Genomic DNA, 13,187 nt, shown 5'->3' on the forward strand with positions numbered 1-13,187 from the left:
ACGGGCGGCAATGAGGTAAGCAAAATGGCAGAGTTAGATACCAACAGCGGCGTGAATCTGGGCATGGTGCAGGATATCCAGAACCTGGATCGCCTGCGTCAGCTGAGCCAGAGCAAGGAGGGCAAGGCGGATGCACTCATGGCGGCTTCTCGCCAGTTTGAGTCCATTTTTACCCAGACCCTGTTTCAAAGCATGCGCCAGGCCAACCAGGTATTGACCCAGGACAGCCCCTTCAACAGCAGCTACACCCAGTTCTACGAGGGGATGCTGGATGAGCAGCGGGTTGCCGACATGTCGAGCAAGGGTGGCATCGGCCTGGCTGCCATGGTAGCCAAGCAGCTCTCGCCGGAGACCTTTACCCATCACGACGGGCGGGTGCTCAAGATGCCGCAGCGTACGGAGCGGGTCTATAAACCCTATCAACCCCCCACCTCGGCCGCCAACGATCTCATCTCAGCCTCAAAAGTTGGCAAAGATTTTGCTGACAAGGAGATGAGTGGCGATGTGCAGCCTTTGGCAACGGCTCACCGCAGTCGCCGCACCATACCGCCGATGGGGCCTGCGCAAGTGGGGCATGGCATTCGCAGCGCCAAGGCGCTCGATGAAACGACACAGGTGTTTGACACCCCTGAAGAGTTTGTCAACCGGCTGATGCCGCTGGCCAAGAAGGCGGCCGACAAGCTGGGATTGAGCCCGGCAGTGCTGGTGGCCCAGGCGGCGCTGGAAAGCGGCTGGGGCAAGCGGGTGATCAAGAACGGGGAGGGGCAGGTGACCCACAACCTGTTTGGCATCAAGGCCGATCCGCGCTGGGAAGGACCCAAGACGGTGGTCAGCACCCTGGAATATGAGAAAGGAGTGGCATCGCGCCAGAAGGCGGCGTTTCGCTCCTACGAGTCGTTCGAGGAGAGCTTCAACGACTATGTCGATTTCCTGACTTCGGGTTCCCGCTACAAGGGGGCTCTGGCCAAGGTGGACAGTCCGGACCGTTATTTCGAAGCCTTGCAACAGGCTGGATACGCCACCGACCCGCACTACGCCAGGAAACTGAAACAGGTATTGCGCAGTGATGCCATTGCTGGCTACTCCGCGACCAACAATACAGAAATGGAGCTGTAAGTCATGGCAAGCGATCTGCTTGGAATTGGTACCTCGGGTGTGATGGCCCAGCAGCGACTGCTGCAGACCACCAGTAACAACATCGTCAACGTCAATAGCCAGGGCTATGTGCGTGAACGGACCCTGATCTATACCAATGCCAACGGACTCGGCACCGGCGACATGCTGACCGAACGGGTCATCAACGCCTATGCCCAGGGGGAGGTCAGGCGTGACACGTCCGCCTTCTATGCCTCTTCCACCCGTTATCAGCAGCTCGCCAACACCGACAGCCTGCTGGGAGACACCAGCAACAGCGTCGGCGCCGCCATCAGCTCCTATTTCGAGGGCTTCCATACCGCCAACGAAGCCCCCGCCGATATCTCCGGCCGCAAGACCACCCTGAGCCAGCTCAGCGGCATGGTAAACCGCTTTCATACCCTGTCAGCGCAACTGGACAAGCAGACCGACACCATCAACACCACCATCGGTGATGAGGCCAAGCGGGTGAACAGCCTGATCAACAGCATCAACGATCTGAATCAGGCCATCATTCGCACCCAGGGCACGCCGGAAGAGAACCTGATGCTGTTCGACCAGCGCGACGAGGCCATTCGCCAGCTCTCCGAGAAGATGGAGATCCGCACCGTGCCGCAGGACAACGGCAGCATGCTGGTCAACATGAGTACCGGCCACTCCCTGGTGCTCAATGGCAGCGTTGCCCAGTTCAGCGTGGTGCCGGGTAATCCCGATGCCCGTGAGCCCGAGTTGCAGCTGAATATGGGGTCCAACCAGAACATCCTGAACAACAAGGATATTGGTGGCGGTATTGGCGGCCTCTTCTCCGCCCGCAACGATCTGGAACCGTCCAAGCGCGAGCTGGGTCAATTGGCCGCCGCCATGGCCGATGCCATGAACCAGCAGAACCGGCTGGGGATGGATCTGGACAACGAGCTGGGGGGGGATCTCTTCTCTCTTGGCTCGAGCGATGGTCTGGCCTACAGCCAGAACACCGGCAGTGGCGCCGCCAAGGTGAGCTTCGTGCCCGGCAAGGGCACGGAAGTGACCACCTTTGATTACGAAGTGCAGTTCAGCAGCGCCACCGGTTACGAGGTGTTCTCGGTGGACAAGGATGGCAACCGCACCTCGCTGACCACAGGTACCACGCCGCCCGCCACGGTACAGGTGGCCGGTCACGGCATCCAGATCGATCTCTCCGGCACCCCGGCGGCGGGGGATAAGATCCTGCTGCAACCGACCAAGCGGGCGGCAGCCGGCTTGGGTCAGCTGGCAACCCGGGCCGAAGATCTGGCGCTGGCATCGCCACTCAAGGCCGACAAAGGCAAGAACAACTTCGGTTCGGGAGAGATCAAGCTCAACGGCATCACCAATACCGGTACCGGCTCCGGTTTTGGCACCAACAGCCTGAATCCGGCCTCACCACAGGTGGTGAAGATAGACGGCAGCGGCAACTACCAGGTCTATGCGGCGGACGGTACCACGCTGATTGGGGTGGCTCCCGCTTCCAGCAAGGGACAGAACCTGATGGCGTCCATTATCAACCCCTTCCCGGCGGGTACGCCTGTTTACAGTGATCCTAAACAGATGCCTGGTTACGAGTTCAGTATCACCGGCAAGGTGGAGGCCAAGGACAGCTTTACCCTCAGCTACAACACCGACGGCTTTGCCGACAACGCCAACGGGTTGGCTCTGGCGGATCTGCAGAACAAGGATCTGGTGCGCAAGAGCAGCAACGCCGGCACCAGCAACGACAAGATGACCTTCAACGAGGCTTACTCCAGCCTGGTGACCGGGGTGGGTAACACCGCCAGCCAGGCCAAGAGCCAGCTCAAGGCAGATGAAACGAAATTGACCCAGAGCAGGGGGATTTTCGAGAGTGTCTCCGGCGTCAGTCTGGAGGAAGAGGCGGCCAACCTGATCCGTTATCAGCAGTCCTATGCCGCTTCCGCCCAGATCGTCAGCACCGCCAAGACCATCTTCGATACCCTGTTGTCATCAGTGAGGTAAATCGATGCGTATTACCACCAACATGGTCTATGACCGCAATATCTCCTCGCTGAACGGCGCCAATGAGCGGCTGAGCACGGCGTATGAGCAGCTGATGACCGGCAACAAGTTCAAAACGGCGGGGGAAGATCCCTCCGGCATGAGCCAGAAGCTGGCGCTGACCAAGGAGATCGATCTCTTCAAGCAGTACGGGGTCAACGGCAGCCTGCTGGAAAACAGCCTGGGCCATGAGGAGACGGTGCTGACCGCCCTCAACACCGCCATGACCAGTGCCCAGACCCTGATCCAGAAGGCGAACGACTCGGCGGTGGGGTACGAGGATCGTCAGGCGATTGCCAGCGAGCTAGAGGGGCTGCAAAAGCAGATGTTCGACCTGATGAACAGCAAGAACTCCCAGGGCGAATACATTTTCGGCGGCAACCAGAGCAAGACTCAGCCCTTCATTCAGGATGCCAGCGGCAATTATGTCTTTCAGGGGGATACCGGCCAGCGCAACATTCAGGTGTCGCCGACGGTGCAGATTGCCGCCAACGATTCCGGCTTCAACCTGTTCGAGATAGTGCCAACCCGCAGAACCAGCAGCGCGGGGAGCGCCAATATTCAGGTCGGGGTGGCCGATCAGGGCCACTTTGACAGCTTCTACCGCAACAACTACGACCCTTCGCTCGCCAGCAACCAGTATACGGTGAACACCATCGCTGGCACGCCGGATACCTACGAGATCAGGGATGGCGGCGGTGCCTTGCTGCAAAGTGGCGACTATGTGGCAGGCAACAAGATCCCCTTCAACGGACTGGAGCTGACCCTGTCACTGCCGGCGGGGGGGGCGGCACAAAACTTCGTGCTGGATCCGCCCCAGAACAACAACATCCTCGATGGCATGTCCGACTTCATCACGGCGCTGCGGGATCCCAACATCACGCCGGATACCTTCCAGCTGAAGGTGGCGGATGCCACCGCCCACATGAAGAATGCCCGGCTGAACGTTGATCAGGGGCTGGGGGAGATTGGCGGCAGAATGAACGGGCTGGAGCAGGTGATGGGCTCGAACGAAGGGTTGAGCACCTTGAACCAGCAAGCGAGGGCCAAGGTCTCCGAAGCGGATCTCTATGAGGTGATTGCCACCCTGTCAAAAGAGGATGCGGCGCTGAGCGCCACCCAGCTCTCCTTCAGCAAGATCAGCAAGCTGACCCTGTTCGACTACATTCGCTGACCGGTCACCCATCGCTCGCGGCCCGGGTGGCTGCGAGCGATGGCTACCCGCTTGGCGCCTGTTTTTTCCGCTCGTTTATCCTCATTCAAATCCCCATGCCGGCCAATTGTAACAAGCTGTTGCCACAGGCTATTTAGCGCATTGCGACGGGTTGACTCCAATTGAGCATTCGATAATCATGCAGCCCGCACAACAGAGGGTTGTGCGCATATTTGCAGCATCTCGTTAGGCGAGGCTCCTGTATAAACACAGGCCACTGATCTCACGACGTCCAGAGACGCCCAAGATCAGGACAGTTTTCATCGGATTAAGGTGTAAACCCAAGTGGCTTCCGGCATGCCGGATACGTTATGCAGTGCTAAAGCTGGTACGTGGGGATGATGACACGCCGAACGGCGTCATTTCCTGCCTATTACTCGTCAATCAAATTGCTGTTTTCTTTCAGACGGCGACGGATCACCGTTCGCGCTCAGGCTTGCCTGAAATCACATGAGGTCATTTGTGATGAAGAAAACACAGACTCTACTCAATCGTCATCAACTGCTCGATCTGGCTGCCCTGCAGGGCTGGCTGGAGCACAACCTGGATCCGGTTCAGCGTGCCGATCAGCTGCTGACCCTGCGTCCGGAAGAGCTCAACTGCATCTTCGATACCCTGCCCACTGCCGAGGGGGCGGCGCTGCTCAGTTCGCTCTCGGCAGACTGTGCAGGGCGCCTGCTGATGCGGCTGCATGCCAGCATCGTCAGCGTGTTGCAGGGGGCCATGCCGCGGCGCGACATGCTGGCCATTCTCCGCCGGCTGGGCAGCAGTGATCGCACCATGCTGCTTGCCCGCTTCCCGGAGCAGGTGCAGTCCACCTTCTACTCCCTGCTCGACTGGCCGACCGAATCGGTGGGCGCCAACATGCGCCACGAATTCCTGGCCATAGGCGATCAGGAGACGGTGGGCAGCGCCAAGCAGCTGATCCACGATGCCTGGGACAACGCCCAGCTGTTCCAGAACCTCTATGTGGTCAACAACGACCACCGTCTGCTTGGCAGCATCTCGCTCAAATCCCTGCTGATTGCCGACCCGCAACTGCCGGTGAGCGAGTTGATGGACCGGGAGACGGTGCGCATCAACGCCCGGGCGGATCAGGAACTGGCCGCCCGCCTGCTGATAGACCGCGACATCTCGACCCTGCCGGTCGAGGATCAGGGCAAGCTGGTGGGGATCTTCCACGTGGACGATGCCGCCGACATCCTGGAGCTTGAATCGACCGAGGATGCGGAGATGCAGGGTGGCTCCTCGCCGCTCGACACTCCCTATCTGCAGGCGACTCCCTGGCAACTGTGGCGCAAGCGGGTGGGCTGGCTGCTGATCCTGTTCGTGGCCGAAGCCTATACCGGTACCGTGCTGCGGGCGTTCGAAGAGCAGCTGGAAGCGGCCATCGCGCTGGCCTTCTTCATTCCGCTCCTGATCGGCACCGGCGGCAACAGTGGTACCCAGATCACCACCACCATAGTGCGAGCCATGGCGGTCGGGGAGGTGAGTCTGCGCAACCTCGGCACCGTGCTGAAAAAGGAGATCTCCACCGGTCTGCTCATCTCGGCCGCCATCGCGCTGGCCGCCTGGGTACGGGCCTGGAGCCTGGGGGTTGGCCCCCAGATCGGCATGGTCGTCACCCTGACCATCATCGCCATCGTGCTGTGGAGCGCCACCGTCGCTTCTGTGATCCCCATGGTGCTGCGTCGCTTCCGCATCGACCCGGCCGTGGTATCCGCCCCCTTCATCGCCACTCTGGTGGATGGCACTGGTCTCATCATCTACTTCGAAATCGCCAAGCTGCTGCTGCCCGAGCTGCAGTAAGCCGCCATCCAGAAAATCAAAAAGGCAGCCCGTGGGCTGCCTTTTTTGTTTCGCCGCTTTGTCTCGCTGCGTCGGCGTCAGCCGAGCTGGAACAGCAGTGGCCAGCCCTGCTCCTGACAGTAGCGATGCTCCTTCTCCAGATTCTGCATCAGCAACTTGTTCTCGTCGCACCAGTCCAGTGGCAGGGTGACCACCAGCTGATCGCCGGCGGCCTGCACATGCCAATCGGGCAGCAGGTTGTCTTGGCGCCTGTGATGGGCGGCGACCGCGAGGCGCAGGATGCGGATGCAGCGCAGCACCGTCTGTTCGTCGTGGTTGGGCAGGGAAGGGAGCTCGGAGAGCTTGAGCCCCTTGCGGTGAAAGCGCACCAGTGCGGCCAGCAGGGCCTGATCGTCCTGGTTGAAGCCGGGCAGGTCGGTGTTTTGCAAGATGTAGGCGGAATGTTTGTGGATGCCGCTGTAGTTGATGGCAAGGCCGATCTCGTGCAGACGTGCCGCCCAGCCGAGGATGGCACGATAGGGCTCCTCCAGCATCTCCCAGGGGCCGCTGAGCAGATCGAACAGGGTCAGCACGCTCTGTTCGACCCGGCCAGCCTGACGCTTGTCGATGCGATAGTGGGTGGAGAGCGCCAGGGCGGTGCGCTCGCGAATGTCGTGGTGCTGCAAGCGCTCCTCGAACTCGTACAGCAGCCCCTCACGCAGGGCTCCATCGGAATAGTCCATCCGCTCGATGGGCAGCGAGGTGAAGAGCCCGAGCAGGATGGCCACCGCGGCGGCAAATACCTCCTGACGCTCCTCGGTGAGGCCGGCCAGCTTGAGATCGCTGACTCGCTTGTGCCTGATCATCTCCTGCTTGAGCCGCTCCAGCCCGGCCAGGGTGATGGCGCCATCGGTCCACTCTTCCCCCTGCAACACATCGCGCACGGTGCGAATGGAGCCGGAGCTGCCGAGACAGCTCTGCCAGCCCAGCTTGCGGTACTGGTTGATGATGGGGGCGAGCTGGTGCTGGGCTTCCAGCACGGCATTGTTGAAGGCTTTTTCGCTCAACTTGCCGTTGGCAAAGAAGCTCTGGGTGAAGCTGACGCACCCCATCTTGCGGCTAGTGAGCGCCTTGTGATCGAAGCCCTCGCCGATGATTAGCTCGGTGCTGCCGCCGCCAATGTCCACCACCAGTACCTGGCCTTCGATGTGCTGGGTATGGGCGACCCCCTGATAGATGAGGCGCGCCTCTTCCTGGCCGCTGATGATCTCGATGGGGTGGTTGAGCACCTTGGCCGCCTCGCTCACGAACTCGCGGGCGTTGCTGGCACGGCGCAGGGTATAGGTGCCGGCGATGCGGATCTGATCCGGCTTGATGTTGGTCAGCCGCTCGGCAAACAGGGCGAGGCAGTCGAGGCCCCGGGTCATGGCTTCGGCAGACATGCGGCGCTGGCCGTCCATTCCCTCTGCCAGCCGCACCCGTTCTTTTATCCGATCGACGATCTGCAGCCGCCCCTCGGTGAGGCGGGCGATGACCATGTGAAAGCTGTTCGAGCCCAGATCCACGGCGGCGTACAGGCTATTGTCCATTGTTTGACTCTATGCGTTTGAGGTAGTCGTAAATCGCGACCTGGGAACGGATCTTGCGGCGGTTGCCCCGCTTCACGTACTCGTTCTTCTGGTCGGCATCGATGACCCGCGCCTTGCAGGTGTCACTCAGTTGTAGCTCGAGAATGTCGAGGATGCGCTGCTTGAGCCGCTCGTCATAGATGGGGGTGCCCACCTCGATGCGGCCGTCGATGTTGCGGCTCATCCAGTCGGCGCTGGAGATATAGAGCTGGGGATTGCCCTTGTTGTGGAACACCATCACCCGCGGGTGCTCAAGGAAGCGGTCGATGATGCTGATCACCCTGATGTTGTCACTGAGGCCCGGCACGCCCGGACGCAGGGCACACATGCCGCGGATGATCATCTGGATGGGCACCCCGGCCTGACCGGCGGCATAGAGCCGGTTGATCAGATCCTTGTCCACCAGGTTGTTGATCTTGAGGGTGATGCCACTCGGCTGGCCCGCCTTGGCGTTGGCCAGTTCATTGTCGATGAGCCGGTAGAGCTGGCGGCGGCTGTTGATGGGGGAGACCAGCAGGTGGTTGAACTTGTAGCGCCGATAGGGGTATTCGATGTACTCGAACACCCCCTCCACTTCGGCGGTGATGTCTGGGTGACGGGTCAGCAGGGAGAAGTCGGTATAGATCTTCGCCGTCTTCTCGTTGAAGTTGCCGGTGCCGATGTGGGCGTAGCGCACCGCCTCACCCTGCTCGTGGCGGGTGATGAGGCAGAGCTTGGAGTGGATTTTGAGGCTCGGCACCCCGAACACCACCTTGACGCCGGCATCGGTCAGGATGTTGGCCCAGTCGATGTTGGCGGCCTCGTCGAAGCGGGCGCGCAGCTCCACCACCACGGTCACCTTCTTGCCGTTGTTGGCGGCGTCGATGAGGGAGTGGATGATGCGCGACTTCTTGGCCACCCGGTAGATATTGATGCGAATGGCGCTGACCGCCGGATCGAACGCCGCCTGACGCACCAGCTCGGTGAAGTGGTGAAACTTGTGGTACGGGTAGTAGAGCAGTATGTCCTGCTTGGTGATGGCGTCGAAGGCGTTGACGAAGCCGTCAAAATCGCGGCAATCCAGCGCCGGCAGCTTGGGGTTTTCCAGATAGTCCCGGCCCACGTTGGGGAAGCCGATGAAATCCTTGAAATTGTGATAACGGCCGCCCGGCATGATGGCGTCGTAGGAGCTGATCTGCAGCTTGAGCTTCAAGAAGCTGATCATCGCCGCCGGCATCTCCCGCTCGTAGACGAAGCGCACCGGCATGGCGGTGAGGCGCTGCTTCAAGCCGTCACTCATCTTGTCCACTAGGCTCAAGTCCAGCTGGTCGGAGAGATCGTATTCGGCATCCCGGGTCAGCTTGACCGCGTAGGCGGCTATCTCGTCGTAGTCGAAGAAGCCCTTGAAGATCTCGTCGAGACAGAAGCGGATGACGTTATCCAGAATGATGATCTGCTTCTTGCGACGGGTGCCCTCCGGTGGCAGCTGGAAGAAGCGGGGCAGGTCGTCGGTCGGTACCTCCACCAGCGCGTACTGGATCACCTGGCCGTTCTTCTTCATCTCGATGGCCAGATAGGTGTACTCGTCTTTCAGGAACTTGACCGGGTTGACCTCTTTGTTGAGCAGGATCGGGATGATGTGGCGCAGCACCTTCTCCTTGAAGAATACCCGCAGCCACTGCTGGATGGACTCGGAGAGCTGGTACTCGTTGACCAGGAAGATGTTGTGGCGGGCCAGCGCGATCAACAGCTCCTTGTAGGTGTTGTCGAACGCCTCGCCGAGCGCCATCACCTTCTGCTGGATGGCGCGCAGCAGCACCTTGGCCTCGTCGTCGCCGCCGTGCACTTCGTTGATCAGGATGCGGCGCTTGACGTCCGACACCCGCACCTTGAAGAACTCATCCTGGTTGGAAGAGAAGATCCCCAGAAAACGGACCCGCTCGATGAGGGGCACCGTCTTGTCCATTGCCTCTTGCAACACCCGTTCATTGAATGAGAGCCAGCTCAGCTCTTTGTCTTCATACTGCTTGTCGGTGCTCATCTTGTGCCTCTGTTTCAGGTCGCGTCTGCGCGGCAGTTATGGCGTGGAAATATGACAGATTGATGACCATCCGCTCAGTCGATGATGGCTTGATCGATGTCGACCACCAGATCGTCCGACAGCGACTCCAGCGCGCTGATGAGATCCCCCAGTTCGAGTCGGGGCGGCAGCGCCACCAGGGCATGGGCGTAGAAGAGTGGGGCGCCGGAGTGGGGGGCCGGTTCGCAGCCGGTGGTGAGGTCGGCCACGTTGATGTTGAGCTGGCGCAGGATGCTGGCCACCTCGTGGACGATGCCGGCCCGGTCGTTGCCGGTGACGCTGACCATCACCTGCCGTTCCGGTTCCTGGCTGAGCTGACCTTCGGCGAAGCTGACGGTGAGGCCGGGCAGCATCACCAGCGCCTCGCACAGGCTGCGGTAGTGTTCGTCAGGCACGCTCACGTGCAGGATGCCGGCAAATTGTCCCGCCAGCTCGCTCATGGAGCTGGCCAGCCAGTTGCCCTGCTGGTGGGTGATGACGTCCGCCAGACTCTCGACGATACCGGGCTTGTCAGCGCCTATCACGGTCACGACCAATTGCTTTTGCATCCTGCTCTCCTTGGAAAATGGGTACTCCGTAGCATTGTGCCTGCTGTCACAGGCCATATGAAGCCCCGCCCACCGCAAATATGGCGAAAAAGCGCCGCCGGGAGGGGGGTGGCGCCATTTCTGCACTGCCTGCGGCCGCTGCACCGTGGTAGAGTGATGCCCCTGTTTTGTATTGTGAACCGGATAGCTCTTGTGAACGGGATGTGCGCGTATGAATAGCCTTGTCGTATCGGGATTGGTGTTGTTGGTGTTGCTGCTGCTGGCGATCTTCTGGAGCAGGGGCAAGAAGGGCAAGGCGCTGCCCTATGATCTGCAGGAGACCCTGTTCAGTCCCGCCGAGCGCTCTTTTCTCGGCGTGCTGGATCTGGCGGTCGGCGACCAGGCCCGGGTCTTTGCCAAGGTGCGGGTGGCCGATGTGCTGACGCCGGAGGCGGGCATGAGCAAGAGCAAGTGGCAGCAGGCGTTCAACAAGATCAGCGCCAAGCACGTGGACTATCTGCTCTGCCACCCCTCCGATCTCTCCTTCATCTGCGCCATCGAGCTCGATGACAGCTCCCATCGCCACCAGAAGCGCAAGGTGCGCGACAGTTTCCTCAAGGCCGCTTTTGACAGCGCCGGTCTGCCGCTGCTGCAGATCCCGGCAAGCAGCCATTATCAGGTCGAAGAGCTGCGCGAACAGATCCTGCCGCTGCTAAGCGGCCCCCGCCGTGCTCCGGATGAGGATCTGCTGCCAGGGGATCGCCGCGAGCCCACCTTCAGCCCCCTGCAGTTGGATCGGGTCGAGGTGGAAGAGCCTCGCCATGGCGGTCGTGCCCCGGCCGTGGCCCCCATCAAGGCGATCGTATCACCGCGCAGTGCACCGCTGCCGGCGGCCGACACCGAGCTGGTGGACAATCTATTTGCCGAGGTGGAGGAGGAAGACGACGAGCATCCCCATCAGGTGCCGCACTGCCCGCGCTGTGATGCGCCGCTGGTGGAACGGGAAGCCAAGAAGGGCCCCCATGCCGGCCGGTTGTTCCTGGCCTGCAGCCGCTTCCCCGAGTGTCGCTACGCCGCACCCCATACTCACGCCCGCCATTGATCCTCACCGCCTGTTTGCGGCCTGCTATTGGCCGCAAACAGGCGCACCTGCTCGTGTTTCTGCCTCTCTTGCTTGCCCGCTGCCCGCCCACCATACCTAATAAAGAGGCGACAAAATTTATCTTGTTGCGCTGTTGGGTCGATAAACTTAGGTGAAATGCGACAAATTTTGACAATGCGTCGGAATTTTGGCACTTTGTGCATCCTGCATAAAGTGCGTGGTTTGACCACATAAGCAAAATAAAACAATAAGTTACGTCGAAAATAAGAGGGATGGATATGATGGCAATGGGAGTGTTGATTGTTGACGCCGATGCGCAGCGGCGCCAGCAGTTGGGGACAGTTCTCTCGTTCATGGGGATCCCCTGGCAGGACGTTGCCGAGGGCGATCTGGATGTGGCCATCGAGTCATCCGGCCCGCTGCAGGGGGTGTTGACCGGTTCCCTCAACGGCCGCCCGCTGGGCGAGCTGCTGACCGGATTCCCCCGGGTGCCTTTCCTGTCGCTGGTGGAGGCCGACTTCCCCAACAGCAACTTCATCGGGGTGGCCGAGGCGCCTTTCACCTACGAATCCCTGACCCGCCATCTGCACTTTTGCCAGGCCTTCGTCTCCCTCCATCCTCGTCAACAGACCCACGACAAGGGGCAGGCGCTGCTGCGCCTGCTGGTGGGCAAGGGCAAGGGGATCCAGGAGGTGCGTCGGCTCATCAGCCAGGTGGCCGAGACCGATGCCAACGTGCTGATCCTCGGCGAATCGGGTACCGGCAAGGAGGTGGTGGCCCGTGCCATTCATGAACTGTCCGGCCGAAGCCAGGGCCCCTTCGTGCCCATCAACTGCGGCGCCATTCCGGCTGAGCTGCTGGAAAGCGAACTGTTCGGCCATGAGAAGGGGGCCTTTACCGGCGCCATCGCGGCCCGGCGCGGCCGCTTCGAGCTGGCACAGGGGGGCACCCTGTTTCTCGACGAGATCGGCGACATGCCGCTGCCGATGCAGGTCAAGCTGTTGCGGGTGCTGCAGGAACGGTTGTTTGATCGGGTTGGCGGCGGCAAGCCCATCCAGGCGGATGTGCGCATCATCGCGGCCACCCACCGGGATCTGGAAGCGATGATCCGTACCCAGGGTTTTCGCGAAGATCTCTACTATCGCCTCAACGTCTTCCCCATCGAGACCCCGCCGCTGCGGGAGCGGGCCGATGACATCCCGCTGCTGCTGCAGGAGCTGCTCAACCGCCATGCCGAGCTGCATCAGGGGATGATCCGCCTGACCCAGCGCGCTATGGAGTCGCTGATGCAGTATCCCTGGCCGGGCAACGTGCGTGAGCTCTCCAACCTGCTGGAGCGGCTGCTCATCCTCTACCCGCAGCAGATCGTCGATGTGGCTGACTTGCCGAGCCGCTATCGGTTGCTGCCGTGCGAGCCGCGGGACGAGCGGCTGACCGAGATGGACGAGCGCGATGCGCTGGCCGCCGTGTTCCAGGATCCGCCCGAGTTGGATCTGCCCGCCAGCCACGCCCGCGCCATGCAGCTGCCGGAGGAGGGGGTCAACCTCAAGGAGATGCTGGCCGACCTGGAGGTGGAGCTGATCCGCCAGGCGCTGGAGTCCCAGGACGGGGTGGTGGCCCGCGCCGCCGACCTGCTCGGCATGCGCCGTACCACCCTGGTGGAGAAGATGAAAAAATACGGGATGAGCAAGGAAGCATAAGGGTCAAA

General features: G+C 61.1%; 9 protein-coding genes and 1 riboswitch. Of the genes, 6 read left to right on the forward strand and 3 right to left on the reverse strand.

Annotated features, from left to right (window positions below; all coding sequences use genetic code 11):
- Window positions 1-24: 24 nt before the first annotated feature.
- The 4 genes from flgJ to mgtE all read left to right on the forward strand — a co-directional run bounded on the left by flgJ (window position 25) and on the right by mgtE (window position 6,184).
- Window positions 25-1,116: a flagellar assembly peptidoglycan hydrolase FlgJ gene (gene flgJ, locus AACQ43_RS09170; RefSeq protein WP_168967043.1), complete on the forward strand. Its 1,092-nt coding sequence runs from the start codon at window positions 25-27 to the stop codon at window positions 1,114-1,116.
- 3 nt (window positions 1,117-1,119) lie between these two features.
- Window positions 1,120-3,123: a FlgK family flagellar hook-associated protein gene (locus tag AACQ43_RS09175; protein WP_049048026.1), complete on the forward strand. Its 2,004-nt coding sequence runs from the start codon at window positions 1,120-1,122 to the stop codon at window positions 3,121-3,123.
- A 4-nt stretch (window positions 3,124-3,127) separates the two neighbouring features.
- Window positions 3,128-4,336, forward strand: coding sequence for a flagellar hook-associated protein FlgL (flgL, locus tag AACQ43_RS09180; RefSeq protein WP_011706634.1), 1,209 nt, complete (start codon window positions 3,128-3,130; stop codon window positions 4,334-4,336).
- Window positions 4,337-4,550: 214 nt separating this feature from the next.
- A riboswitch (M-box (ykoK) riboswitch) is annotated at window positions 4,551-4,720 on the forward strand.
- A 120-nt stretch (window positions 4,721-4,840) separates the two neighbouring features.
- Complete coding sequence (mgtE, locus tag AACQ43_RS09185) at window positions 4,841-6,184, forward strand: magnesium transporter (RefSeq protein WP_043167491.1); 1,344 nt, start codon at window positions 4,841-4,843, stop codon at window positions 6,182-6,184.
- Window positions 6,185-6,261: 77 nt separating this feature from the next.
- On the opposite strand, the gene ppx is transcribed toward mgtE, so the two are convergent.
- The 3 genes from ppx to AACQ43_RS09200 form a co-directional block, all read right to left on the reverse strand.
- Complete coding sequence (gene ppx / locus AACQ43_RS09190) at window positions 6,262-7,752, reverse strand: exopolyphosphatase (protein ID WP_168967044.1); 1,491 nt, start codon at window positions 7,750-7,752, stop codon at window positions 6,262-6,264.
- Window positions 7,742-9,811: a polyphosphate kinase 1 gene (ppk1, locus tag AACQ43_RS09195; RefSeq protein WP_076361344.1), complete on the reverse strand. Its 2,070-nt coding sequence runs from the start codon at window positions 9,809-9,811 to the stop codon at window positions 7,742-7,744. The genes ppx and ppk1 overlap by 11 nt, the downstream gene beginning before the upstream one ends.
- Window positions 9,812-9,885: 74 nt before the next feature.
- Window positions 9,886-10,398, reverse strand: a complete 513-nt coding sequence (locus tag AACQ43_RS09200; RefSeq protein WP_016351315.1) for a glycine cleavage system protein R — start codon at window positions 10,396-10,398, stop codon at window positions 9,886-9,888.
- Between the two features lie 211 nt (window positions 10,399-10,609).
- Between AACQ43_RS09200 and AACQ43_RS09205 the strand changes: the two genes are divergently transcribed.
- Together AACQ43_RS09205 and AACQ43_RS09210 are read left to right on the forward strand one after the other, a co-directional pair.
- A complete protein-coding gene (locus AACQ43_RS09205) occupies window positions 10,610-11,479 on the forward strand; it encodes a DUF2726 domain-containing protein (RefSeq protein WP_168967045.1) in 870 nt (289 codons plus the stop codon).
- 278 nt (window positions 11,480-11,757) lie between these two features.
- Window positions 11,758-13,179 (forward strand): sigma-54 dependent transcriptional regulator, encoded by a 1,422-nt coding sequence (locus AACQ43_RS09210; RefSeq protein WP_029303977.1) that lies wholly within the window; start codon window positions 11,758-11,760, stop codon window positions 13,177-13,179.
- Window positions 13,180-13,187 lie beyond the last annotated feature (8 nt).

The organism is Aeromonas sp. DNRA1 (assembly GCF_963888745.1).
GTDB classification, from domain to species: domain Bacteria; phylum Pseudomonadota; class Gammaproteobacteria; order Enterobacterales; family Aeromonadaceae; genus Aeromonas; species Aeromonas hydrophila.